The sequence below is a fragment of the Escherichia sp. E4930 genome (assembly GCF_005845405.1).
Classification (GTDB): Bacteria; Pseudomonadota; Gammaproteobacteria; order Enterobacterales; family Enterobacteriaceae; genus Escherichia.
Genome location: NZ_VCDZ01000015.1, coordinates 189,085 through 214,712 on the forward strand (window position 1 = coordinate 189,085; position 25,628 = coordinate 214,712).

Here is a 25,628-nt window from a genome sequence, read left to right on the forward strand (position 1 = left end):
ACATTAAGTTAACCAATGCGAAGTCACAGAGCTGGAAAAAAAATGGTCTGACCGGTAGCTAAAGAGATAGACGAAAACGAAAAGCCCGCTTAATAACTGTTCACAGAAGCAGCGCGCAAAAATCAGCTGCCACACAACACAACAAAGCGAACCCTACTCATGAGCATCTTGTACGAAGAGCGTCTTGATGGCGCTTTACCCGATGTCGACCGCACATCGGTACTGATGGCACTGCGTGAGCATGTCCCTGGACTGGAGATCCTGCATACCGATGAGGAGATCACTCCTTACGAGTGTGACGGGTTGAGCGCGTATCGCACGCGTCCATTACTGGTTGTTCTGCCTAAGCAGATGGAACAGGTGACGGCGATTCTGGCTGTTTGCCACCGCCTGCGTGTGCCGGTGGTGACCCGTGGCGCAGGCACCGGGCTTTCTGGCGGCGCGCTGCCGCTGGAAAAAGGTGTGTTGTTGGTGATGGCGCGCTTTAAAGAGATCCTCGACATTAACCCCGTTGGTCGCCGCGCGCGCGTGCAGCCGGGCGTGCGTAACCTGGCGATCTCCCAGGCCGTTGCGCCGCATAATCTCTATTACGCGCCAGATCCTTCCTCACAAATCGCCTGTTCCATTGGCGGCAATGTGGCGGAAAATGCTGGTGGCGTCCACTGCCTGAAATATGGTCTGACCGTACATAACCTGCTGAAAATTGAAGTACAAACGCTGGACGGCGAGGTGCTGACGCTGGGATCGGACGCGCTGGATTCGCCTGGTTTTGACCTGTTGGCGCTGTTCACCGGATCGGAAGGTATGCTCGGCGTGACCACCGAAGTGACGGTAAAACTGCTGCCGAAGCCGCCCGTGGCGCGTGTGTTGTTAGCCAGCTTTGACTCGGTAGAAAAAGCCGGACTTGCGGTTGGTGACATCATCGCTAATGGCATTATCCCCGGCGGGCTGGAGATGATGGATAACCTGTCGATCCGCGCGGCGGAAGATTTTATTCATGCCGGTTATCCCGTCGACGCCGAAGCGATTTTGTTATGCGAGCTGGACGGCGTGGAGTCTGACGTACAGGAAGACTGCGAGCGAGTTAACGACATCTTACTGAAAGCGGGCGCGACTGACGTCCGTCTGGCACAGGATGAAGCAGAGCGCGTACGTTTCTGGGCTGGCCGCAAGAACGCCTTTCCGGCGGTGGGGCGCATCTCTCCCGATTACTACTGCATGGACGGCACCATCCCACGCCGCGCGCTGCCTGGCGTACTGGAAGGCATTGCCCGTTTATCGCAGCAATATGATTTACGTGTTGCCAACGTCTTTCATGCCGGAGACGGCAACATGCACCCGTTAATCCTTTTCGATGCCAACGAACCCGGTGAATTTGCCCGCGCGGAAGAACTGGGCGGGAAGATCCTCGAACTGTGCGTTGAAGTTGGCGGCAGCATCAGTGGGGAACATGGCATCGGGCGCGAAAAAATCAATCAAATGTGCGCCCAGTTCAACAGTGATGAAATCACTACTTTTCATGCGGTAAAGGCGGCGTTTGATCCCGATGGTTTGCTGAACCCAGGAAAAAACATTCCCACGCTACACCGCTGTGCTGAATTTGGTGCCATGCATGTGCATCACGGTCATTTACCTTTCCCTGAACTGGAGCGTTTCTGATGCTACGCGAGTGTGATTACAGCCAGGCGCTGCTGGAGCAGGTGAATCAGGCGATTAGCGATAAAACGCCGCTGGTGATTCAGGGCAGCAATAGCAAAGCCTTTTTAGGCCGTCCTGTCACCGGGCAAACGCTGGATGTGCGTTGTCATCGCGGCATTGTTAATTACGACCCGACCGAACTGGTGATTACCGCGCGTGCCGGAACGCCGCTGGTGGCGATTGAAGCGGCACTGGAGAGCGCCGGGCAAATGCTCCCCTGCGAGCCGCCGCATTATGGTGAAGAAGCCACCTGGGGCGGGATGGTCGCCTGCGGGCTGGCGGGGCCGCGTCGCCCGTGGAGCGGTTCGGTCCGCGATTTTGTCCTCGGCACGCGCATCATTACCGGCACAGGAAAACATCTGCGTTTTGGTGGCGAAGTGATGAAAAACGTTGCCGGATACGATCTCTCACGGTTAATGGCCGGAAGCTACGGTTGTCTTGGCGTGCTCACTGAAATCTCAATGAAAGTGTTACCGCGACCGCGCGCCACCTTGAGCCTGCGTCGGGAAATCAGCCTGCAAGAAGCCATGGACGAAATCGCCCAGTGGCAACTCCAGCCGCTACCCATTAGTGGCTTATGTTACTTCGACAACGCGTTGTGGATCCGCCTTGAAGGCGGTGAAGGATCGGTAAAAGCGGCGCGTGAACTGCTGGGTGGCGAAGAGGTTGCGGGTCAGTTCTGGCAGCAATTGCGTGAACAACAACTGCCGTTCTTCTCGTTACCAGGTACCTTATGGCGCATTTCATTACCCAGCGATGCGCCGATGATGGATTTACCCGGCGAGCAACTGATCGACTGGGGCGGGGCGTTACGCTGGCTGAAATCGACAGCCGATGACAATCAAATCCATCGCATCGCCCGCAACGCTGGCGGTCATGCGACCCGTTTTAGTGCCGGAGATGGCGGCTTTGCCCCGCTACCGGCTCCTTTATTCCGCTATCACCAGCAGCTTAAACAGCAGCTCGATCCTTGCGGCGTGTTTAACCCCGGTCGCATGTACGCGGAACTTTAAGGAGCAGGCTATGCAAACCCGGTTAACCGAAGAGATGCGGCAGAACGCGCGGGCGCAGGAAGCCGACAGCATCCTGCGCGCCTGTGTTCACTGCGGATTTTGTACCGCAACCTGCCCAACTTATCAGCTATTGGGCGATGAACTGGACGGGCCGCGCGGGCGCATCTATCTGATTAAACAGGTGCTGGAAGGCAACGAAGTCACGCTTAAAACACAGGAGCATCTCGATCGCTGTCTCACTTGCCGCAATTGTGAAACCACCTGTCCTTCTGGTGTGCGCTATCACACTCTGCTGGATATCGGGCGTGATATTGTCGAGCAGAAAGTGAAACGCCCACTGCCGGAGCGAATGCTGCGCGAAGGATTGCGCCAGGTAGTGCCGCGTCCGGCGGTCTTTCGCGCATTGACGCAGGTAGGGCTGGTGCTGCGACCGTTTTTGCCGGAACAGATCAGAGCAAAACTGCCTGCTGAAACCGTGAAAGCTAAACCGCGTCCGCCGCAGCGCCATAAGCGTCGGGTTTTAATGCTGGAAGGCTGCGCCCAGCCTACGCTTTCGCCCAACACCAACGCGGCAACCGCGCGGGTGCTGGATCGTCTGGGGATCAGCGTCACGCCAGCTAATGAAGCAGGCTGTTGTGGCGCGGTGGACTATCATCTTAATGCGCAAGAGAAAGGGCTGGCGCGGGCGCGAAATAATATTGATGCCTGGTGGCCCGCGATTGAAGCAGGTGCCGAGGCAATTTTGCAGACTGCCAGCGGCTGCGGTGCGTTTGTCAAAGAGTACGGGCAGATGCTGAAAAACGATGCGCTGTATGCCGATAAAGCGCGTCAGGTCAGTGAGCTGGCGGTCGATTTAGTCGAACTTCTGCGCGAGGAACCGCTGGAAAAACTGGCAATTCGCGGCGATAAAAAGCTGGCCTTCCACTGCCCGTGTACCCTGCAACATGCGCAAAAGCTGAACGGCGAAGTGGAAAAAGTGTTACTTCGTCTTGGATTTACCTTAACGGACGTTCCCGACAGCCATCTGTGCTGCGGGTCGGCGGGAACGTATGCATTAACGCATCCCGATCTGGCGCGCCAGCTGCGGGATAACAAAATGAATGCGCTGGAAAGCGGCAAACCGGAAATGATCGTCACCGCCAACATTGGTTGCCAGACGCATCTGGCGAGCGCCGGTCGTACCTCTGTGCGTCACTGGATTGAAATTGTAGAACAAGCCCTTGAAAAGGAATAACAAAATGAAAACTAAAGTCATTCTTAGCCAGCAAATGGCGAGTGCAATTATTGCCGCAGGTCAGGAAGAGGCGCAGAAAAATAACTGGTCTGTTTCCATTGCTGTTGCCGATGACGGCGGTCATCTGCTGGCGTTAAGTCGCATGGACGATTGCGCGCCGATTGCGGCTTACATCTCCCAGGAGAAAGCGCGTACCGCCGCGTTGGGGCGTCGTGAAACTAAGGGCTATGAAGAGATGGTGAACAACGGGCGTACCGCGTTCGTGACTGCGCCGTTACTGACGTCGCTGGAAGGTGGTGTACCGGTTGTTGTTGATGGACAAATTATTGGTGCCGTGGGCGTTTCTGGTTTAACCGGAGCACAGGATGCGCAGGTCGCGAAAGCGGCAGCAGCGGTGTTGGCGAAATAAGCGAAAACGAGGAGATAAACAATGAGTCAAACCATAACCCAGGGCCGTTTACGCATTGACGCCAATTTTAAACGTTTTGTGGATGAAGAAGTTTTACCGGGAACAGGGCTGGACGCTGCGGCGTTCTGGCGCAATTTTGATGAGATCGTTCACGATCTGGCACCAGAAAATCGTCAATTACTGGCAGAACGCGATCGCATTCAGGCGGCGCAGGACGAATGGCATCGCAGCAATCCGGGTCCGGTAAAAGACAAAGCGGCCTATAAATCTTTCCTGCGGGAACTGGGCTATCTCGTGCCGCAGCCGGACCACGTTACGGTGGAAACCACGGGCATCGACAGTGAAATCACCAGCCAGGCTGGGCCACAGCTGGTGGTTCCGGCAATGAACGCCCGCTACGCGCTGAACGCGGCGAACGCTCGCTGGGGCTCACTGTACGATGCGTTATACGGCAGCGACATCATCCCGCAGGAAGGGGCGATGGTCAGCGGCTACGATCCGCAGCGTGGTGAGCAGGTTATCGCCTGGGTTCGGCGTTTCCTCGATGAATCACTACCGCTGGAAAACGGCAGCTATCAGGATGTCGTGGCGTTTAAGGTGGTCGACAAACAATTACGTATCCAGTTGAAAAATGGTAAAGAAACCACGTTACGTACTCCGGCACAGTTTGTCGGTTACCGTGGCAATGCCGCTGCGCCGACCTGCATTTTGCTGAAAAATAACGGCCTGCATATTGAGCTGCAAATCGATGCCAACGGGCGGATTGGCAAAGACGATCCGGCGCACATCAACGACGTTATCGTTGAAGCCGCCATCAGTACCATTCTCGACTGTGAAGATTCGGTCGCTGCGGTTGATGCGGAAGATAAAATCCTGCTGTACCGCAACTTGCTGGGCCTGATGCAGGGGACTCTGCAAGAGAAAATGGAGAAAAACGGTCGGCAAATCGTGCGTAAACTGAATGACGATCGTCAGTACACCGCCGCCGATGGCTCTGAAATTTCTCTGCACGGACGCTCGTTGCTGTTTATCCGCAACGTGGGGCATTTGATGACCATTCCTGTGATTTGGGACAGCGAAGGCAATGAAATCCCGGAAGGCATTCTTGATGGCGTCATGACTGGCGCGATTGCCCTCTATGATTTAAAAGTGCAGAAAAATTCGCGCACTGGCAGCGTCTATATTGTGAAACCGAAAATGCACGGTCCGCAGGAAGTGGCATTCGCCAACAAACTGTTTACCCGCGTTGAGGCAATGCTCGGTATGGCACCGAATACCCTGAAAATGGGCATTATGGATGAAGAACGCCGGACCTCGCTGAACTTGCGTAGCTGTATCGCTCAGGCGCGCAACCGCGTGGCGTTCATCAATACCGGTTTCCTCGACCGTACCGGCGATGAAATGCATTCGGTGATGGAAGCTGGCCCGATGCTGCGTAAAAACCAGATGAAATCGACGCCGTGGATCAAAGCCTACGAGCGCAATAACGTGCTTTCCGGTCTGTTTTGCGGGCTGCGTGGTAAAGCGCAAATCGGTAAGGGGATGTGGGCAATGCCGGACCTGATGGCAGACATGTACAGCCAGAAGGGCGACCAATTGCGTGCCGGGGCAAACACGGCCTGGGTTCCGTCGCCAACTGCTGCTACGCTCCATGCGCTGCACTACCACCAAACCAACGTACAGAGCGTGCAAGCCAACATTGCCCAGACCGAGTTCAATGCTGAATTTGAACCGCTGCTGGACGATCTGCTGACTATTCCGGTTGCTGAAAATGCTAACTGGTCGGCGCAAGAGATCCAACAAGAGCTGGATAACAACGTGCAGGGGATTCTGGGCTACGTGGTGCGCTGGGTGGAGCAGGGGATTGGCTGTTCAAAAGTGCCGGATATTCACAATGTGGCGCTGATGGAAGACCGTGCAACGCTGCGCATCTCCAGCCAGCATATTGCCAACTGGTTACGCCACGGCATCCTGACCAAAGAGCAGGTGCAGGCGTCGCTGGAGAACATGGCGAAGGTGGTTGATCAGCAAAACGCTGGCGATCCGGCTTATCGTCCGATGGCGGGGAATTTCGCTAACTCGTGTGCTTTTAAAGCTGCCAGCGATTTGATCTTCCTCGGCGTGAAACAGCCAAACGGTTATACCGAACCGTTATTACACGCCTGGCGTTTACGCGAAAAAGAAAGTCATTAATAGCGTCAAAAAAAGCCCCGGCAAGTTTTATTGTCGGGGCTATTATAGTAACTGCGGTAGTACATTTATCCCGGAAATAACCGGAGCGATTATCAGGGTTTAACAAAATTAAATACCCGCAGCGCATTACTAGCGGGCCTAAAACAACAATATGGACATCTTAACGATACTCTGCGCCTGCGTGTGCGGAACAGAAACCCTTACCCGATATACTTGTTATGCCAGAGGTAGCAATTGCGTTAGCAGCGTACTGTTGCTGTAAAGTATAACGCCTATATTTTACAGTTCAGTCCTCTTTTGCTTATTACAACCTTAATCATATCAAGCATATAAAGATAATAAGAGACTGAACAATATGGTTACCTGGACCCAAATGTATATGCCGATGGGAGGACTGGGGCTATCCGCTCTGGTTGCCCTGATCCCAATAATATTCTTCTTCGTTGCACTTGCGGTATTACGTCTGAAAGGACATGTCGCCGGAGCAATAACCCTTATATTATCGATCCTGATTGCGATATTCGCCTTTAAAATGCCGATTGATATGGCATTTGCTGCTGCGGGCTATGGCTTTATTTATGGATTATGGCCTATTGCCTGGATTATTGTCGCGGCGGTATTCCTGTATAAATTAACCGTTGCCAGCGGCCAGTTCGATATTATCCGCAGCTCGGTTATCTCCATCACCGACGATCAGCGTTTGCAGGTGTTACTGATTGGTTTCTCCTTTGGCGCGTTGCTGGAAGGGGCGGCTGGCTTTGGTGCTCCGGTGGCGATTACCGGTGCGCTGCTGGTGGGCCTGGGCTTCAAACCGCTATACGCGGCGGGGCTGTGTCTGATAGCCAACACTGCGCCGGTGGCGTTTGGTGCGTTGGGCGTGCCAATTCTGGTCGCCGGTCAGGTGACCGGAATCGATCCGTTCCACATTGGTGCTATGGCAGGACGCCAGTTGCCGTTCCTGTCGGTACTGGTGCCGTTCTGGCTGGTAGCAATGATGGACGGCTGGAAAGGGGTGAAAGAGACGTGGCCCGCGGCGCTGGTTGCAGGGGGAAGCTTCGCCATCACTCAGTTCTTTACCTCTAACTACATTGGCCCGGAACTGCCGGATATTACTTCGGCGCTGGTGAGTATCGTCTCACTTTCTTTATTCCTTAAAGTCTGGCGACCGAAAAATACCGAAACGGCAATCAGCATGGGGCAATCCGCAGGTGCGATGGTGGTAAATAAACCGTCTTCTGGCGGCCCGGTACCGTCAGAATATAGTCTGGGGCAAATCATTCGCGCGTGGTCACCGTTTTTAATCTTAACGGTGCTGGTCACCATCTGGACCATGAAACCGTTTAAAGCGTTATTTGCTCCGGGCGGCGCGTTTTATTCGCTGGTGATTAATTTCCAGATCCCTCATTTGCATCAACAAGTCTTGAAAGCGGCACCCATTGTCGCCCAGCCGACGCCAATGGACGCGGTGTTTAAATTCGACCCGCTCTCTGCTGGCGGCACCGCTATTTTCATTGCAGCGATTATCTCTATCTTCATCCTCGGCGTGGGGATCAAGAAAGGTATTGGTGTCTTTGCCGAAACGCTAATTAGCCTGAAGTGGCCGATACTGTCGATTGGCATGGTGCTGGCATTTGCCTTCGTGACCAACTATTCCGGTATGTCCACCACGCTGGCGCTGGTACTGGCGGGTACTGGTGTGATGTTCCCGTTCTTTTCGCCATTCCTCGGCTGGCTGGGGGTATTCCTTACCGGCTCGGACACTTCCTCTAACGCCCTGTTTGGTTCACTGCAATCAACCACGGCGCAGCAAATCAACGTCTCTGACACTCTGCTGGTGGCAGCAAATACCAGCGGCGGCGTAACTGGCAAGATGATCTCCCCACAATCTATCGCCGTGGCCTGCGCCGCGACGGGCATGGTGGGCCGAGAATCTGAACTGTTCCGCTACACCGTGAAGCACAGTCTGATTTTTGCCAGCGTTATCGGCATTATCACCCTGCTGCAGGCGTATGTGTTTACCGGGATGTTAGTTTCGTAAGTCAATAATGCCGGATGATCGTTAATATCATCCGGCTTCTTTCTATTCTCGTTTCATTATCCTGGCTAAATAATTGCAAAATTATTTCGTGGTTTATTATCCACGCATAAATAATATTTTATGTTCAGATAACTCGCTAAATAATTAAGGGGTTGAGAATATCTATTTTTTTGTCACGCAAAACAAGTCTGTATTAATTGTGTTCGCTTGATGAGAAAACACCGTGCTATCTGTTGCTTTTGCAATCGCAATCGTTAAAACTATCAACAACTTGGGATAGTTACATTGTGAATAATTGTTACTTTTTTGTTTGTTGAATCTTTTTATAAATACCCCGTCTGACATCGAATAGGGGATATTCTTATAAATTTCACCTGTTTCGTTATCAATAATGCAGTTTTTTAAGAATGGAGGAAGTTATTAGAGAAGATAAAGCATAAAACTATTTCCCCAGTTACGAATTTTTTAACTATATTTTGTCACTTGCGTTATTAATGAATAAGAAATTTAAATATAAAAAATCGCTTTTAGCGGCTATTTTAAGCGCAACCTTATTAACCGGTTGTGATGGCGGCGGTTCAGGTTCTTCCTCCGATACTCCGCCTGTAGATTCTGGAACCGGGTCTTTGCCGGAAGTGAAACCCGATCCAACGCCAAACCCGGAGCCGACGCCGGAGCCGGAACCTACTCCGGATCCGACACCTGATCCAGAGCCAACGCCAGAACCGGAGCCAGAACCTGTTCCTACGAAAACCGGTTATCTGACCCTGGGCGGAAGCCAGCGGGTAATCGGTGCTAAATGTAATGGTGAATCCAGCGACGGCTTTACTTTTACACCTGGCGAGAACGTTACTTGCGTGGCAGGTAACACGACAATTGCCACCTTCAACACTCAGTCAGAAGCTGCGCGTAGCCTGCGTGCGGTTGAAAAAGTGTCGTTTAGCCTTGAGGACGCGCAAGAACTGGCGGAGTCCGACGACAAGAAAAGCAATGCGCTCTCGCTGGTAACCTCCATGAACAGTTGTCCGGCGGATACAGAACAGGTTTGCCTGACGTTCTCCTCGGTGATCGAGAGTAAACGCTTCGACTCGCTGTATAAGCAAATCGATCTGGCACCGGAAGAGTTCAAAAAGCTGGTCAATGAAGAGGTGGAAAACAATGCTGCGACTGATAAAGCGCCATCCACTCATACTTCACCGGTCGTGCCAGTCACCACACCGGGAACAAAACCGGATCTGAACGCTTCCTTCGTGTCGGCTAACGCGGAACAGTTTTATCAGTATCAACCTACGGAAATCATTCTCTCCGAAGGCCGACTGGTAGATAGCATGGGCAATGGTGTGGTTGGCGTAAATTACTACACCAGCTCAGGCCGTGGCGTAACTGGAGAAAACGGCAAATTCAACTTCAGCTGGGGCGAAACCATCTCCTTTGGTATCGACACCTTTGAACTGGGCTCAGTGCGCGGTAACAAGTCGACTATTGCGCTGACGGAACTGGGCGACGAAGTTCGCGGCGCGAATATTGATCAGCTTATTCATCGTTACTCCCAGGCCGGAAAAAATGATGAGCGTGAAGTGCCGGACGTAGTGCGTAAGGTCTTTGCCGAGTATCCCAACGTGATCAACGAGATTATTAATCTCTCGTTATCCAATGGCGAGGCGTTGAGCGAAGGCGATCAAACCTTTGAGCGGACAAACGAATTTCTTGAGCAGTTTGAATCCGGGCAGGCTAAAGAGATTGATACGGCGATTTGTGACTCCCTTGGGGGCTGCAACTCTCAGCGTTGGTTCTCGTTGACAGCACGCAATGTTAACGAAGGTCAGATTCAGGGCGTTATCAACAAGCTGTGGGGTGTGGATAAAGATTACAAATCTGTGACGAAATTCCACGTCTTCCATGACTCTACCAACTTCTATGGCAGCACCGGTAATGCGCGCGGTCAGGCAGTGGTGAATATCTCCAACGCGGCCTTCCCGATTCTGATGGCGCGTAATGATAAAAACTACTGGCTGGCCTTCGGCGAAAAACGCGCCTGGGATAAAAACGAGCTGGCGTACATTACTGAAGCGCCTTCTCTTGTGGTGCCAGAAAACGTCACGCGCGATACCGCGACCTTCAACCTGCCGTTTATTTCGCTGGGGCAAGTCGGTGAGGGCAAACTGATGGTTATCGGTAACCCGCACTACAACAGCATTTTACGTTGCCCGAACGGTTACAGCTGGAACGGGAGCGTTAATAAAGACGGACAGTGTACGCTCGACAGCGATCCGGACGACATGAAGAACTTCATGGAGAACGTACTGCGCTATCTGTCAAATGAACGCTGGCTGCCGGATGCGAAGAGCAGTATGACCGTGGGCACTAACCTGGATACGGTTTATTTCAAAAAAGCGGGTCAGGTATTAGGAAATAGTGCTCCGTTTGCTTTCCATAAGGATTTCGCAGGTATCACGGTTAAACCGTTGACCAGTTATGGCAATCTGAATCCAGATGAAGTTCCTCTGCTGATCCTCAATGGCTTTGAGTATGTGACTCAGTGGTCTGGCGATCCCTATGCAGTGCCTCTGCGTGCAGATACCAGCAAACCGAAGCTGACCCAGCAGGATGTGACGGATCTGATCGCCTATCTGAACAAAGGCGGATCGGTGCTGATCATGGAAAATGTGATGAGCAATCTTAAGGAAGAGAGCGCATCAGGCTTTGTACGTCTGCTTGATGCCGCAGGTCTGTCGATGGCGCTTAACAAATCGGTGGTGAATACCGATCCGCAGGGTTATCCAGACCGCGTGCGCCAGCGTCGAGCGACTGGCATTTGGGTTTATGAACGTTATCCGGTTGTGGAAGGTGAACTGCCGTACACCATTGATTCCCAAACAGGAAAAGTTACCTGGAAATATCAGATTGATAACAAACCTGATAAGAAACCGAAACTGGAAGTTGCCAGCTGGCAGGAAGATGTCGATGGCAAACAGGTCAAACGCTATGCCTTTATCGATGAGGCGGAGTTTAAAACAAAAGAGTCTCTGGAGGCGGCAAAGGCAAAAATCTTTGAGGCGTTTCCTGGATTAAAGGAATGTAAGGACCCGGCATATCACTATGAGGTCAACTGTCTGGAATACCGCCCGGGCACGGGAGTTCCTGTAACGCCAGAGAATAATACTGGCATGTTTGTTCCGCGCTATACGCAACTGAATCTCAGCGCCGACACTGCGAAAGCGATGGTGCAGGCTGCGGATTTAGGCACCAACATTCAGCGTCTGTATCAGCATGAGCTCTACTTCCGGACCAATGGTCGCAAAGGTGAGCGTCTGAGCAGCGTCGATCTGGAACGTCTGTACCAGAACATGTCGGTCTGGCTGTGGAACGACATTAAATATAGCTATGACAGCAGCAAGGAAGACGAGCTGGGCTTTAAAACGTTCACCGAGTTCCTGAACTGCTACGCCAACAATGCCTATACTGGCGGCACGCAGTGTTCTGATGAGCTGAAAAAATCGCTGGTCGATAACAACATGATCTACGGCGAGAAGAGCGTTAATAAAGCGGGCATGATGAACCCGAGCTATCCGCTCAACTATATGGAAAAACCGCTGACACGCCTGATGCTGGGTCGTTCCTGGTGGGATCTGAACATTAAGGTTGATGTCGAGAAATATCCGGGAGCGGTATCGGCAGAAGGGCAGGAGGTTACTGAAAGCATCAGCCTGTACTCGAGTCCGACCAAATGGTTTGCGGGTAACATGCAGTCTACAGGCCTGTGGGCTCCGGCTCAGCAGGAAGTCAGCATTAAGTCCAATGCGAACGTTCCTGTGACTGTCACCGTGGCGCTGGCCGACGACCTGACCGGACGTGAGAAGCATGAAGTTGCTCTGAACCGTCCGCCGAGAGTGACTAAAACCTATGAGCTGGATGCTCATGGCACGGTGAAATTCAAGGTGCCTTACGGTGGTCTGATTTATATCAAGGGCAACAGCCCAACGAATGAGTCAGCCAACTTCACCTTTACTGGCGTGGTAAAAGCACCGTTCTATAAAGATGGTGCATGGAAACATGAATTGAATTCCCCAGCGCCGCTGGGCGAGCTGGAGTCTGCGTCGTTCGTGTATACCACGCCGAAGAAGAACCTTGAGGCCAGCAATTTCACGGATGGCGTAGAACAATTCGCTAAGGAACTGGATACCTTTGCCAGCTCGATGAATGACTTCTACGGTCGTGATGGCGAAAGCGGTAACCACCGGATGTTTACCTATGAAGCATTGACGGGACATAAACATCGTTTCGCCAACGATGTGCAGATCTCCATCGGTGATGCGCATTCTGGTTATCCGGTAATGAACAGCAGCTTCTCGACGAACAGCACCACGCTGCCGACGACGCCGCTGAACGACTGGCTGATCTGGCATGAAGTAGGACATAACGCCGCAGAAACGCCGCTGACTGTACCGGGCGCAACTGAAGTAGCGAACAACGTGCTGGCGCTGTACATGCAGGATCGCTATCTCGGCAAGATGAACCGTGTCGCTGACGATATTACCGTCGCGCCGGAATATCTGGACGAGAGCAACGGTCAGGCATGGGCGCGCGGCGGTGCGGGTGACCGTCTGCTGATGTACGCGCAGCTGAAGGAATGGGCAGAGAAAAACTTTGATATCAAGAAATGGTATCCAGATAGCAAGCTGCCAGAGTTCTACAGCGAGCGTGAGGGGATGAAAGGCTGGAACCTGTTCCAGTTGATGCATCGTAAAGCGCGCGGCGATGATGTTGGCAATGACAAATTTGGCAACAGAAATTACTGTGCTGAATCCAACGGTAACGCTGCCGACACGCTGATGCTGTGTGCATCCTGGGTCGCTCAGACGGACCTTTCGGAGTTCTTTAAGAAATGGAATCCGGGCGCGAATGCTTACCAGTTGCCGGGAGCGACAGAGATGAGCTTCGAGGGCGGTGTGAGCCAGTCGGCTTACAACACGCTCGCGTCACTCGATCTGCCGAAACCGCAGCAAGGGCCGGAAACCATTAACAAGGTTACCGAGCATAAGATGTCAGCCGAGTAAGCCTGTATGCCGGATAAGGCGTTCGCGCCGCATCCGGCATGATATAAGGCGCATCGGGTCAACACATATGCCCGATGCGCCAGCTTATCGGTCCTGGAGGGAAAGCCGCGATTATTTACGTTGGCAGACACCCGTAGGCCGGATAAGGCGTTTTACGCCGCATCCGGCAAGTTACAACAAATAACCTTTAACCATGCATTTTGATGTTTTTCAGCAATATCCAGCGGTGATGCCCATCCTGGCAACCGTCGGAGGATTAATCATCGGCAGTTTTTTGAATGTGGTGATTTGGCGTTACCCCATCATGCTGCGTCAACAAATGGCGGAGTTTCACGGTGAAATGCCGAGTACGCAGTCAAAAATAAGCCTTGCGCTGCCGCGCTCGCACTGTCCGCATTGCCAGCAGACCATCCGGATACGTGACAACATTCCGCTACTCTCCTGGCTGATGCTCAAAGGGCGCTGCCGCGACTGTCAGGCGAAAATCAGCAAGCGTTATCCGTTAGTCGAGTTATTGACGGCACTCGCTTTTTTGCTGGCGAGTCTGGTGTGGCCGGAAAGTGGATGGGGGCTGGCGGTGATGATATTATCCGCCTGGCTGATTGCCGCGAGCATCATCGACCTCGATCACCAATGGCTGCCCGATGTTTTTACTCAGGGCGTATTGTGGACCGGGCTTATTGCGGCATGGGCGCAACAGAGTCCGTTAACGCTACAAGACGCAGTCACCGGCGTACTGGTGGGATTTATCACTTTTTACTCCCTGCGCTGGATAGCCGGAATAGTTCTGCGTAAAGAAGCATTAGGCATGGGCGATGTATTACTCTTCGCCGCTTTAGGTGGCTGGGTGGGGCCGTTGTCGCTGCCCAATGTTGCTTTAATCGCCTCATGCTGCGGCCTGATATATGCCGTTATTACAAAAAGAGGATCAACCACACTGCCTTTTGGACCGTGTTTAAGTCTGGGCGGTATAGCAACACTTTATCTACAGGCATTGTTTTAATGATAACCACGTCATTATCGAAGTGACATTTTAACTCTTATTAATAACCTTAGAGATTATTTACCATGTCGATAAAACAAATGCCAGGGAGGGTATTAATATCGCTATTGTTGAGCGTTACAGGATTATTAAGTGGCTGCGCCAGCCATAATGAAAACGCCAGTTTACTGGCGAAAAAACAGGCGCAAAATATCAGTCAAAACCTGCCAATTAAATCTGCGGGATATACCTTAGTGCTGGCGCAAAGTAGCGGCACGACGGTAAAAATGACCATTATCAGCGAAGCGGGTACACAAACCACGCAGACGCCTGACGCCTTTTTAACCAGCTATCAACGACAAATGTGCGCTGACCCGACGGTGAAATTAATGATCACTGAGGGAATTAATTACAGCATAACGATTAATGATACACGTACAGGTAACCAGTATCAGCGGAAACTGGATCGTACCACCTGTGGAATAGTCAAAGCATAACGTCGGGTATATAAATTGGCGCGGGTTGTTTTTCGTGACGCACGAATTTATCTCATTCAATGGCTGACAAAAATTCGTCACACGCTTAGCCAGAGACAATCTTTTCATACAGACAAAGAGCATCTGCGCAAAATTGCACGCGGGATGTTCTGGCTGATGCTGCTTATTATTTCTGCAAAAATGGCGCATTCACTCTGGCGCTATATCTCCTTTTCTGCGGAATATACGGCGGTTTCTCCATCGGCGAATAAATCGACCCGTGCGGGTGCAAAACTATTCGATAAAAAAGATGTGCAATTAATCAGCCAGCAAAACTGGTTTGGCAAATATCAGCCCGTCGCCGCGCCGGTAAAACAACCCGAACCTGCGCCTGTGGCAGAAACGCGTCTTAATGTGGTGCTGCGCGGGATCGCCTTTGGCGCCAGACCCGGTGCGGTTATTGAAGAAGGCGGCAAACAACAGGTTTATTTGCAGGGCGAACGGCTTGGCTCTCACAACGCGGTGATTGAGGAAATCAACCGCGACCATGTGATGCTGCGTTATCAGGGAAAAATAGAGCGTCTGAGCCTGGCAGAAGAGGAACGTTCCACCGTAGCCGTGACCAACAAAAAAGCCATCAGTGACGAAGCAAAGCAAGCTGTTGCTGAGCCTGCTGCCAGTGCGCCAGTTGAGATCCCGACTGCCGTGCGTCAGGCACTGGCGAAAGATCCGCAGAAAATTTTTAACTATATCCAGCTTACGCCTGTGCGTAAGGAGGGAATTGTCGGTTATGCAGTGAAGCCGGGGGCAGATCGTTCTCTGTTCGATGCCAGCGGTTTCAGGGAAGGCGATATCGCCATTGCGCTAAATCAGCAGGATTTCACTGATCCACGAGCAATGATTGCTCTAATGCGGCAGTTACCTTCAATGGATTCTATTCAACTTACGGTTTTACGCAAGGGTGCGCGCTACGACATTTCCATCGCGCTGCGCTAACCGCATTTAATCCAGGAGAATCATTCATCGTGTTTTGGCGTGATATTACGTTGTCGGTCTGGCGTAAGAAGACAACTGGCCTCAAAACAAAAAAGCGTTTACTGCCGCTGGTGCTGGCAGCGGCATTATGCAGTTCACCGGTCTGGGCGGAAGAAGCCACTTTCACCGCTAATTTTAAAGATACCGACCTGAAATCGTTCATCGAAACCGTCGGCGCTAACCTTAATAAGACCATCATTATGGGGCCGGGCGTGCAGGGGAAAGTGAGTATTCGCACGATGACCCCGCTCAATGAACGCCAGTATTACCAGCTATTCCTTAACCTGCTGGAAGCGCAGGGGTATGCCGTCGTGCCGATGGAAAACGACGTGCTGAAGGTGGTGAAATCCAGCGCCGCAAAAGTTGAGCCGCTGCCGCTGGTTGGTGAAGGCAGCGACAATTATGCGGGCGATGAAATGGTCACCAAAGTAGTGCCGGTACGTAATGTGTCGGTACGCGAGCTGGCGCCGATTCTGCGCCAGATGATCGACAGCGCGGGCTCAGGCAACGTTGTTAATTACGATCCCTCCAACGTAATTATGCTCACCGGACGCGCCTCAGTCGTGGAGCGCCTGACGGAAGTGATCCAGCGTGTGGATCACGCGGGAAACCGCACCGAAGAGGTGATCCCGCTGGATAACGCCTCGGCTTCGGAAATTGCCCGCGTGCTGGAAAGCCTGACCAAAAATAGCGGCGAGAACCAGCCTGCGACGCTGAAATCACAAATTGTCGCTGATGAACGCACTAACAGCGTAATTGTCAGCGGTGACCCCGCCACGCGAGACAAAATGCGCCGCCTGATCCGTCGCCTGGACTCAGAAATGGAGCGCAGCGGCAACAGCCAGGTGTTCTATCTCAAATACAGCAAAGCGGAAGATCTGGTCGATGTGCTGAAGCAGGTCAGCGGCACGCTCACGGCGGCTAAAGAAGAGGCGGAAGGCACGGTCGGTAGCGGGCGTGAGGTTGTCTCCATCGCCGCCAGCAAACACAGTAATGCCCTGATTGTTACTGCGCCGCAGGACATCATGCAGTCGCTGCAAAGCGTGATTGAACAACTGGATATTCGCCGTGCTCAGGTGCATGTCGAGGCGTTGATCGTGGAAGTTGCCGAAGGCAGCAATATCAACTTCGGCGTGCAGTGGGCGTCGAAAGATGCCGGATTAATGCAGTTTGCCAATGGTACGCAGATCCCTATCGGTACGCTGGGGGCAGCCATTTCTCAGGCGAAACCGCAGAAAGGTTCCACGGTGATCAGCGAAAACGGCGCCACCACCATTAACCCGGAAACCAACGGCGATCTCTCCACGCTCGCCCAGCTTCTTTCTGGCTTTAGCGGTACGGCGGTTGGCGTGGTGAAAGGCGACTGGATGGCGCTGGTACAGGCGGTTAAAAACGACTCCAGCTCGAACGTGCTCTCCACGCCGAGCATCACCACGCTGGACAACCAGGAAGCCTTCTTCATGGTGGGCCAGGATGTTCCGGTATTAACCGGATCTACCGTTGGTTCCAATAACAGCAATCCTTTCAACACAGTAGAGAGGAAAAAAGTCGGCATCATGCTGAAAGTCACGCCGCAGATTAACGAAGGAAACGCGGTACAGATGGTGATTGAGCAGGAAGTCTCGAAGGTGGAAGGACAGACCAGCCTCGACGTCGTGTTTGGCGAGCGCAAACTGAAAACCACCGTGCTGGCTAATGATGGCGAGCTGATCGTGCTTGGCGGTCTGATGGACGACCAGGCGGGAGAAAGCGTGGCGAAGGTGCCGCTGCTGGGAGATATCCCGTTGATTGGTAACCTGTTTAAATCGACGGCGGATAAAAAAGAAAAACGTAACCTGATGGTGTTTATCCGCCCGACCATTCTGCGTGACGGTATGGCGGCAGACGGCGTGTCGCAGCGCAAATATAACTATATGCGCGCCGAACAGATCTATCGCGATGAGCAAGGCTTAAGCCTGATGCCGCATACCGCGCAGCCGGTACTGCCAGCGCAAAACCAGGCCTTACCGCCGGAAGTACGCGCGTTCCTCAATGCCGGGAGAACGCGTTAATGGTGCCTGTAGCACAGGAAACCACCGCTAACACCGTGCGTCTGCCCTACAGTTTCAGCCGTCGGTTTAGCCTGGTGGCATGGTGCGAAGCGTCGCTGGAGATCCTCCATGTTCATCCGTTGTCGCTTTCTGTTTTACAGGAGCTACAGCGGGGGCTGAATGCGCCCTTTACACTGCGGCAAATCGACGAGGCCGAATTTGAACAGCGACTGAATGCGGTCTGGCAGCGGGACTCTTCCGAAGCTCGCCAGTTGATGGAAGATCTCGGTTCCGCCGAGGACTTTTTTACCCTCGCTGAAGAACTGCCGGAAACGGAAGATCTGCTGGAAAGTGACGACGATGCGCCGATCATCAAACTGATCAACGCCATGCTGGCAGAGGCAATCAAAGAAGGCGCTTCGGATATCCACATCGAGACGTTTGAAAAGAGTCTGGTGATCCGTTTTCGTGTTGACGGCACATTACATGAAATGTTGCGCCCCGGTCGCAAGCTGGCCTCGCTGCTGGTCTCGCGTATCAAGGTGATGGCGCGACTGGATATCGCCGAAAAGCGCGTACCGCAGGATGGACGCATTGCGCTGCTGCTGGGCGGTCGGGCGATTGATGTGCGTGTCTCCACCATGCCTTCCGCCTGGGGCGAGCGCGTGGTGCTGCGACTGCTGGACAAAAACCAGGCCCGCCTGACGCTGGAGCGTCTGGGTTTAAGTCAGCAACTGACCGCGCAGTTGCGCCAGCTACTGCATAAACCGCACGGTATCTTTCTGGTTACGGGGCCGACGGGTTCCGGCAAAAGCACCACGCTGTACGCCGGATTGCAGGAGCTGAACAACCATTCGCGCAACATTCTCACGGTTGAAGATCCCATCGAATACATGATTGAAGGGATCGGTCAGACACAGGTCAACACCCGCGTCGGGATGACCTTCGCCCGTGGGCTGCGCGCGATTTTGCGTCAGGACCCGGATGTGGTGATGGTCGGTGAAATCCGCGATACAGAAACCGCAGAAATCGCCGTCCAGGCGTCATTGACCGGACACCTGGTACTTTCAACCCTGCATACCAACACGGCGGTGGGGGCGATCACACGTTTGCAGGATATGGGCGTGGAGCCTTTCCTGCTCTCTTCCAGTCTGACGGGCGTGATGGCGCAGCGACTGGTTCGCACGCTGTGTCCCGATTGCCGCCAGGCTGCGCCTGCCACTGACGAAGAAAAACGCCTGCTGGGGATTACCGACGCGCGTACTGTCACTCTGTACCATCCGCAGGGCTGCCCCGCCTGTAATCACAAAGGTTTTCGCGGACGTACCGCCATCCATGAGCTGATCGTGGTGGATGCCACATTGCGTGATTTGATCCACCGTCAGGCCGGGGAGCTGGAGCTGGAACGTTATGTCCGGCAACACTCTACGGGTATCCGCAGCAACGGCATTGAGAAAGTGCTCGCCGGAGAAACCTCTCTCGATGAAGTGCTGCGGGTCACGATGGAGGCGTAATGGCACTGTTTTACTATCAGGCGCTGGAGCGTAATGGTCGCAAAACCAAAGGCATGATTGAGGCGGATTCCGCACGTCATGCCCGTCAGCTATTGCGCGGTAAAGATCTCATTCCTGTGCACATTGAAGCGCGGATGAATGCATCGGCTGGGGGGATGTTGCAGCGTCGGCGGCACGCACATCGTCGCGTGGCGGCGGCAGATCTGGCGCTGTTCACACGCCAGCTGGCAACGCTGGTACAGGCAGCAATGCCGCTGGAAACCTGCTTGCAGGCGGTCAGTGAGCAAAGTGAAAAACTGCATGTGAAAAGCCTCGGAATGGCGCTGCGCAGCCGGATTCAGGAAGGTTATACCCTGTCGGACAGCCTGCGCGAACATCCCCGCGTCTTTGATTCTCTGTTTTGCTCGATGGTTGCTGCCGGAGAAAAAACCGGGCATCTCGATGTGGTGCTCAATCGCCTGGCAGATTACACCGAACAACGCCAGCGCCTGAAATCACGCCTGTTGCAAGCCATGCTCTATCCGCTGGTTCTGCTGGTGGTGGCAACGGGCGTGGTCACTATTTTGCTAACGGCAGTGGTGCCGAAAATCATCGAACAGTTCGATCATCTCGGACACGCGCTACCCGCCTCCACCCGAATGCTCATCGCTATGAGCGACGCGTTACAGGCCAGTGGTGTTTACTGGCTGGCAGGTTTACTGGGGCTTCTGGTTCTGGGGCAACGGCTACTCAAAAATCCTGCTATGCGCCTGCGCTGGGATAAAACCTTGCTGCGCCTGCCCGTGACGGGGCGTGTTGCGCGCGGGCTGAATACGGCGCGTTTTTCCCGCACGTTAAGCATCCTCACCGCCAGCAGTGTTCCGCTACTGGAAGGCATTCAGACCGCTGCCGCCGTGTCGGCAAATCGCTATGTCGAGCAACAACTGCTGCTGGCGGCAGATCGCGTCCGCGAAGGAAGCAGTTTGCGCGCCGCGCTGGCGGAGCTTCGCCTGTTCCCGCCGATGATGCTGTACATGATCGCCTCCGGCGAACAGAGCGGCGAGCTGGAAACCATGCTTGAACAGGCCGCAGTCAATCAGGAACGGGAGTTTGATACCCAGGTGGGGCTGGCGTTGGGGCTGTTTGAGCCTGCTCTGGTGGTGATGATGGCGGGCGTGGTGCTGTTTATCGTCATCGCCATCCTCGAGCCGATGCTGCAACTGAACAATATGGTTGGAATGTAATTTACGGAGTTATCACATGAATTCGTTATCCCGCACACAAAAACCACGGGCAGGTTTTACCCTGCTGGAAGTGATGGTGGTGATTGTTATTCTTGGCGTTCTGGCAAGTCTGGTGGTGCCTAACCTGTTGGGCAACAAAGAGAAAGCGGACAGGCAAAAAGCCATCAGCGATATCGTGGCGCTGGAGAATGCGCTGGATATGTACCGACTGGATAACGGGCGTTATCCGACTACCGAGCAGGGGCTTGAGGCGCTGATCCAGCAACCAGCCAATATGGCGGATTCTCGCAACTACCGTACCGGTGGATACATCAAACGGCTGCCAAAAGATCCGTGGGGCAATGATTATCAGTATCTCAGCCCGGGTGAAAAAGGACTGTTTGATGTTTATACCCTGGGGGCGGATGGTCAGGAAAACGGGGAAGGTGCTGGCGCAGATATCGGTAACTGGAATTTGCAGGAGTTTCAGTAATCAGTGCCTGAACGCGGATTCACTCTTCTGGAAATCATGCTGGTGATTTTCCTTATCGGCCTTGCCAGTGCGGGCGTGGTACAGACGTTTGCGACCGATTCTGAATCGCCCGCGAAAAAAGCGGCGCAGGATTTTCTGACTCGCTTTGCGCAGTTTAAGGACAGGGCAGTGATCGAAGGGCAAACACTCGGTGTGTTAATCGACCCGCCTGGCTACCAGTTTATGCAGCGTCGTCAGGGGCAGTGGTTGCCCGTTTCTGCGACCCGGTTATCGGCACAGGTTACGGTGCCGAAACAGGTGCAGATGCTGTTACAACCCGGAAGTGATATCTGGCAGAAGGAGTATGCGCTGGAGCTGCAACGTCGCCGCCTGACGCTGCACGATATTGAACTGGAGCTGCAAAAAGAGGCGAAAAAGAAGACGCCGCAGATCCGTTTTTCGCCTTTTGAACCCGCCACGCCGTTTACGCTGCGCTTCTACTCGGCGGCGCAAAACGCATGTTGGGCGGTAAAACTGGCGCACGATGGCGCGTTATCCCTCAATCAATGTGATGAGAGGATGCCATGAAGCGCGGGTTTACCTTGCTGGAAGTGATGCTCGCGCTGGCGATTTTTGCGCTGGCTGCCACGGCGGTGTTACAGATTGCCAGCGGTGCGCTGAGTAATCAGCAAATTCTTGAGGAAAAAACGGTAGCGGGCTGGGTAGCTGAAAACCAGACCGCATTGCTCTACCTGATGACCCGCGAGCAGCGGGCGGTCAGGCACCAGGGCGAGAGCGATATGGCTGGAAGCCGCTGGTACTGGCGAACCACACCGCTGAACACAGGTAACGCGCTGCTCCAGGCAGTGGATATTGAAGTCAGCCGTCACGAAGACTTTTCGTCGGTGATTCAGTCACGACGCGCCTGGTTTAGCGCCGTGGGAGGCCAACAGTGAGAAGGACTCGCGCTGGTTTCACGTTACTGGAAATGCTGGTGGCAATTGCCATTTTTGCCTCGCTGGCACTGATGGCGCAGCAGGTGACAAACGGCGTCACGCGCGTGAATAGCGCCGTCGCCGGACACGATCAAAAACTAAACCTCATGCAGCAAACGATGAGTTTTCTGACCCACGATCTGACCCAAATGATGCCGCGTCCGGTAAGGGGCGATCAGGGCCAGCGAGAACCAGCGTTACTGGCGGGCGCTGGCGTGCTGGCGTCTGAGAGTGAAGGGATGCGCTTTGTGCGCGGCGGCGTGGTCAATCCGTTGATGCGTCTGCCGCGCAGTAATCTGCTCACCGTCGGTTACCGCATTCATGACGGTTATCTCGAACGGTTATCCTGGCCGCTGACCGACGCAGCAGGCAGTGTGAAGCCGACAATGCAAAAATTGATTCCGGCGGATTCGCTCCGTTTGCAGTTCTACGACGGCACGCGCTGGCAGGAGAGCTGGTCGTCAGTACAGGCGATCCCCGTGGCAGTGCGCATGACTCTGCATTCGCCGCAATGGGGCGAGATTGAACGCATCTGGTTGTTACGCGGGCCGCAATTATCATGATCACCTCACCACCAAAACGCGGAATGGCACTGGTCGTGGTGCTGGTATTGCTGGCGGTCATGATGCTGGTAACCATCACGCTTTCCGGGCGGATGCAGCAACAACTTGGGCGAACGCGCAGCCAGCAGGAGTACCAGCAGGCGCTGTGGTACAGCGCCAGTGCAGAAAGCCTGGCCCTGAGCGCGCTCAGTCTGAGCCTGAAAAATGAAAAGCGCGTGCATCTGGCACAGCCGTGGGCTTCTGGCCCTCGTTTTTTCCCACTGCCGCAGGGGCAAATCGCCGTCACTCTGCGTGACGCACAGGCCTGCTTTAACCTGAATGCCCTCGCTCAGCCGACAACGGCGTCGCGTCCGCTCGCGGTGCAACAACTGATTGCCCTGATCTCGCGCCTCGATGTGCCTGCTTATCGGGCCGAACTGATAGCCGAAAGCCTGTGGGAGTTTATTGACGAGGACCGCAGCGTGCAGACGCGTCTGGGGCGTGAAGACAGCGAGTATCTCGCCCGCTCGGTGCCTTTCTACGCCGCTAATCAACCGCTGGCTGATATCAGCGAAATGCGCGTGGTGCAGGGAATGGACGCCGGACTCTATCAAAAACTGAAACCGCTGGTTTGTGCGCTGCCGATGACCCGCCAGCAAATCAACATCAACACCCTGGACGTCACGCAAAGTGTGATTCTTGAGGCGCTGTTTGACCCGTGGTTAAGCCCTGTTCAGGCGCGGGCGTTATTACAACAACGTCCGGCGAAGGGCTGGGAAGATGTCGATCAGTTTCTTGCGCAGCCGCTACTTGCTGACGTCGATGAGCGTACTAAAAAACAGCTAAAAACCGTCCTGAGCGTGGACAGCAATTACTTCTGGCTGCGTTCAGATATCACCGTGAATGAGATTGAACTGACGATGAATTCGTTAATTGTCCGCATGGGCCCAAAACACTTTTCTGTTCTCTGGCATCAGACAGGAGAAAGTGAGTGAGTTCCATCCTTGAGATTTTTTTCCCGCTTTGCGCCGCTGCTCCCATCCGCTGGCAGCGCCGTACACCCGACGTGGAGCACTGCATCTGGCCTGACGTTGCTGACGAACGTCTCCAGCAATGGCTGCAAACTGATGCGATTCGACTCTACATTCCCGGCGAATGGATCAGCGTCTGGCAGGTTGAACTGCCTGATGTACCCCGCAAGCAGATACCGACTATTCTGCCCGCCTTACTGGAAGAAGAGCTGAACCAGGATATCGATGAATTACATTTCGCCCCGTTGAACATCGACCAACAACTGGCAACCGTGGCAGTGATTCACCAACAGCATATGCGCAACATTGCGCAGTGGTTGCAGGCAAACGGCATCACCCGCGCTACCGTCGCGCCAGACTGGATGTCCATTCCTTGTGGATTTATGGCTGGCGATGCGCAACGGGTTATCTGCCGCATTGATGAATGCCGGGGATGGAGCGCCGGGCGTGCGCTGGCTCCGGTCATGTTCCGCGCACAGTGCAATGAGCAGGCATCGCCGCTTTCGCTAACCGTGGTCGGTATTGCACCGGAAGAACTATCTGCATGGGCTGGCGCAGATGCTGAACGCCTGACCGTTACGGCTCTGCCAGCCATTACCACTTATGGCGAACCGGAAGGGAACCTGCTAACAGGGCCGTGGCAGCCTCGCGTCAGCTACCGAAAACAGTGGGCGCGCTGGCGGGTGATGATTCTGCCGGTATTGCTGATTCTGGTTGCGCTGGCAGTGGAACGGGGCGTGACGTTATGGAGCGTCAGCGAACAGGTGGCGCAAAGTCGCGCCCAGGCTGAGAAACAGTTCTTAACGCTATTCCCGGAGCAGAAGCGGATTGTGAATTTACGCTCTCAGGTGACGATGGCGCTGAAAAAATATCGCCCGCAGGTCGACGATACCCGGCTGCTCGCAGAATTGTCAGCGATCGCCAGTACTCTGAAATCAGCGTCACTTTCCGACATCGAGATGCGTGGTTTCACCTTTGATCAAAAACGGCAGACGCTTCACCTCCAGCTGCGGGCTGCGAACTTTGCCAGTTTCGACAAACTGCGTAGTGCACTGGCGGCAGATTATGTTGTGCAACAGGACGCGTTACAGAAAGAGGGTGATGCGGTTTCCGGCGGCGTAACGTTGCGGAGGAAATAACATGTTACGCGATAAATTTATTCACTATTTTCAGCAATGGCGTGAACGCCAGTTAAGCCGTGGCGAACACTGGCTGGCACAACACCTGGCAGGGCGTTCGCCGCGTGAAAAAGGCATGTTACTGGCAGCGGCAGTGTTCCTGTTTAGCGCCGGATATTACGTCCTCATCTGGCAGCCTTTGAGCGAACGGATAGAGCAACAGGAGACGATGTTGCAACAGCTGGTGGCGATGAACTCCCGGATGAAGAGCGCCGCGCCGGATATTATTGCGGCGCGAAAATCCGCCACGACAACGCCTGCACAGGTATCGCGGGTCATCAGTGACAGTGCTTCTGCGCACTCAGTGGTCATCAAGCGGATAGCCGAGCGCGGGGAGAATATCCAGGTCTGGATAGAACCAGTGGTGTTTAATGACCTGCTGAACTGGTTAAACGCGCTGGATGAAAAGTATGCGCTGCGGGTGACACAAATTGATGTCAGCGCAGGTGAGAAGGCTGGAATGGTGAACGTGCAGCGACTGGAGTTTGGGCGGGGGTAGGTATTGCCATTTCCTTAACCCCACCTGATA

At 53.8% G+C, this 25,628-nt stretch carries 20 protein-coding genes; all 20 read left to right on the top strand.

Annotated elements, in window-relative coordinates:
• The first annotated feature begins 159 nt into the window (after positions 1-159).
• The 20 genes from glcD (at position 160) to yghD (ending at position 25,598) form a co-directional block, all read left to right on the top strand.
• The gene (gene glcD / locus FFT88_RS17185; RefSeq protein WP_135403972.1) at positions 160-1,659 is read left to right on the top strand and encodes a glycolate oxidase subunit GlcD; all 1,500 of its coding nucleotides are present in this window, start codon (positions 160-162) and stop codon (positions 1,657-1,659) included.
• The gene (gene glcE, locus FFT88_RS17190) at positions 1,659-2,711 is read left to right on the top strand and encodes a glycolate oxidase subunit GlcE (protein ID WP_135403973.1); all 1,053 of its coding nucleotides are present in this window, start codon (positions 1,659-1,661) and stop codon (positions 2,709-2,711) included. Before glcD ends, glcE begins: the two co-directional genes overlap by 1 nt.
• Positions 2,712-2,721: 10 nt before the next feature.
• Positions 2,722-3,945, top strand: coding sequence for a glycolate oxidase subunit GlcF (gene glcF / locus FFT88_RS17195; RefSeq protein ID WP_135403974.1), 1,224 nt, complete (start codon positions 2,722-2,724; stop codon positions 3,943-3,945).
• Positions 3,946-3,949: 4 nt separating this feature from the next.
• Positions 3,950-4,354, top strand: coding sequence for a GlcG family protein (locus FFT88_RS17200; protein WP_000853256.1), 405 nt, complete (start codon positions 3,950-3,952; stop codon positions 4,352-4,354).
• 21 nt (positions 4,355-4,375) lie between these two features.
• Entirely contained in the window at positions 4,376-6,547 is a 2,172-nt protein-coding gene (gene glcB / locus FFT88_RS17205) for a malate synthase G (RefSeq protein ID WP_135403975.1), read from the top strand.
• Between the two features lie 355 nt (positions 6,548-6,902).
• A complete protein-coding gene (gene glcA, locus FFT88_RS17210) occupies positions 6,903-8,585 on the top strand; it encodes a glycolate permease GlcA (RefSeq protein ID WP_000259285.1) in 1,683 nt (560 codons plus the stop codon).
• Positions 8,586-9,079: 494 nt separating this feature from the next.
• Positions 9,080-13,642: a lipoprotein metalloprotease SslE gene (gene sslE / locus FFT88_RS17215; protein ID WP_135403976.1), complete on the top strand. Its 4,563-nt coding sequence runs from the start codon at positions 9,080-9,082 to the stop codon at positions 13,640-13,642.
• 193 nt (positions 13,643-13,835) lie between these two features.
• Positions 13,836-14,645 (top strand): prepilin peptidase PppA, encoded by an 810-nt coding sequence (gene pppA, locus FFT88_RS17225; RefSeq protein ID WP_135403977.1) that lies wholly within the window; start codon positions 13,836-13,838, stop codon positions 14,643-14,645.
• Positions 14,646-14,710: 65 nt separating this feature from the next.
• Positions 14,711-15,121 carry a type II secretion system pilot lipoprotein GspS-beta gene (gene gspS2 / locus FFT88_RS17230; RefSeq protein WP_001324279.1) on the top strand — a complete coding sequence of 137 codons (411 nt, stop codon included), beginning with the start codon at positions 14,711-14,713 and terminating at the stop codon, positions 15,119-15,121.
• A 15-nt stretch (positions 15,122-15,136) separates the two neighbouring features.
• Entirely contained in the window at positions 15,137-16,096 is a 960-nt protein-coding gene (gene gspC, locus FFT88_RS17235) for a type II secretion system protein GspC (protein ID WP_135403978.1), read from the top strand.
• A 29-nt stretch (positions 16,097-16,125) separates the two neighbouring features.
• Complete coding sequence (gene gspD, locus FFT88_RS17240) at positions 16,126-18,186, top strand: type II secretion system secretin GspD (protein ID WP_135403979.1); 2,061 nt, start codon at positions 16,126-16,128, stop codon at positions 18,184-18,186.
• Positions 18,186-19,679, top strand: a complete 1,494-nt coding sequence (gene gspE / locus FFT88_RS17245; RefSeq protein ID WP_094318010.1) for a type II secretion system ATPase GspE — start codon at positions 18,186-18,188, stop codon at positions 19,677-19,679. Before gspD ends, gspE begins: the two co-directional genes overlap by 1 nt.
• A complete protein-coding gene (gene gspF, locus FFT88_RS17250; RefSeq protein WP_135403980.1) occupies positions 19,679-20,902 on the top strand; it encodes a type II secretion system inner membrane protein GspF in 1,224 nt (407 codons plus the stop codon). Before gspE ends, gspF begins: the two co-directional genes overlap by 1 nt.
• A gap of 16 nt (positions 20,903-20,918) precedes the next feature.
• A complete protein-coding gene (gspG, locus tag FFT88_RS17255; RefSeq protein ID WP_001087296.1) occupies positions 20,919-21,374 on the top strand; it encodes a type II secretion system major pseudopilin GspG in 456 nt (151 codons plus the stop codon).
• A gap of 3 nt (positions 21,375-21,377) precedes the next feature.
• Complete coding sequence (gene gspH / locus FFT88_RS17260) at positions 21,378-21,941, top strand: type II secretion system minor pseudopilin GspH (RefSeq protein WP_001115146.1); 564 nt, start codon at positions 21,378-21,380, stop codon at positions 21,939-21,941.
• Entirely contained in the window at positions 21,938-22,309 is a 372-nt protein-coding gene (gspI, locus tag FFT88_RS17265) for a type II secretion system minor pseudopilin GspI (RefSeq protein WP_000820119.1), read from the top strand. Before gspH ends, gspI begins: the two co-directional genes overlap by 4 nt.
• Positions 22,306-22,911, top strand: coding sequence for a type II secretion system minor pseudopilin GspJ (gene gspJ, locus FFT88_RS17270; protein WP_135403981.1), 606 nt, complete (start codon positions 22,306-22,308; stop codon positions 22,909-22,911). The genes gspI and gspJ overlap by 4 nt, the downstream gene beginning before the upstream one ends.
• A complete protein-coding gene (gspK, locus tag FFT88_RS17275; RefSeq protein WP_135403982.1) occupies positions 22,908-23,885 on the top strand; it encodes a type II secretion system minor pseudopilin GspK in 978 nt (325 codons plus the stop codon). Before gspJ ends, gspK begins: the two co-directional genes overlap by 4 nt.
• The gene (gene gspL / locus FFT88_RS17280) at positions 23,882-25,060 is read left to right on the top strand and encodes a type II secretion system protein GspL (RefSeq protein ID WP_135403983.1); all 1,179 of its coding nucleotides are present in this window, start codon (positions 23,882-23,884) and stop codon (positions 25,058-25,060) included. Before gspK ends, gspL begins: the two co-directional genes overlap by 4 nt.
• Before the next feature lies 1 nt (position 25,061).
• Positions 25,062-25,598 (top strand): GspM family type II secretion system protein YghD, encoded by a 537-nt coding sequence (gene yghD / locus FFT88_RS17285; protein ID WP_135403984.1) that lies wholly within the window; start codon positions 25,062-25,064, stop codon positions 25,596-25,598.
• The last annotated feature ends 30 nt before the right edge of the window (positions 25,599-25,628 follow it).

Coding starts and splice junctions, on each gene's coding strand:
- gspG (WP_001087296.1), top strand. CDS start 20,919: ATGAATTCGTTATCCCGCACACAAAAACCACGGGCAGGTTTTACCCTG.
- glcD (WP_135403972.1), top strand. CDS start 160: ATGAGCATCTTGTACGAAGAGCGTCTTGATGGCGCTTTACCCGATGTC.
- yghD (WP_135403984.1), top strand. CDS start 25,062: ATGTTACGCGATAAATTTATTCACTATTTTCAGCAATGGCGTGAACGC.
- glcF (WP_135403974.1), top strand. CDS start 2,722: ATGCAAACCCGGTTAACCGAAGAGATGCGGCAGAACGCGCGGGCGCAG.
- sslE (WP_135403976.1), top strand. CDS start 9,080: ATGAATAAGAAATTTAAATATAAAAAATCGCTTTTAGCGGCTATTTTA.
- gspK (WP_135403982.1), top strand. CDS start 22,908: ATGATCACCTCACCACCAAAACGCGGAATGGCACTGGTCGTGGTGCTG.
- gspS2 (WP_001324279.1), top strand. CDS start 14,711: ATGTCGATAAAACAAATGCCAGGGAGGGTATTAATATCGCTATTGTTG.
- gspF (WP_135403980.1), top strand. CDS start 19,679: ATGGCACTGTTTTACTATCAGGCGCTGGAGCGTAATGGTCGCAAAACC.
- FFT88_RS17200 (WP_000853256.1), top strand. CDS start 3,950: ATGAAAACTAAAGTCATTCTTAGCCAGCAAATGGCGAGTGCAATTATT.
- glcA (WP_000259285.1), top strand. CDS start 6,903: ATGGTTACCTGGACCCAAATGTATATGCCGATGGGAGGACTGGGGCTA.
- gspI (WP_000820119.1), top strand. CDS start 21,938: ATGAAGCGCGGGTTTACCTTGCTGGAAGTGATGCTCGCGCTGGCGATT.
- gspE (WP_094318010.1), top strand. CDS start 18,186: ATGGTGCCTGTAGCACAGGAAACCACCGCTAACACCGTGCGTCTGCCC.
- glcB (WP_135403975.1), top strand. CDS start 4,376: ATGAGTCAAACCATAACCCAGGGCCGTTTACGCATTGACGCCAATTTT.
- pppA (WP_135403977.1), top strand. CDS start 13,836: ATGCATTTTGATGTTTTTCAGCAATATCCAGCGGTGATGCCCATCCTG.
- glcE (WP_135403973.1), top strand. CDS start 1,659: ATGCTACGCGAGTGTGATTACAGCCAGGCGCTGCTGGAGCAGGTGAAT.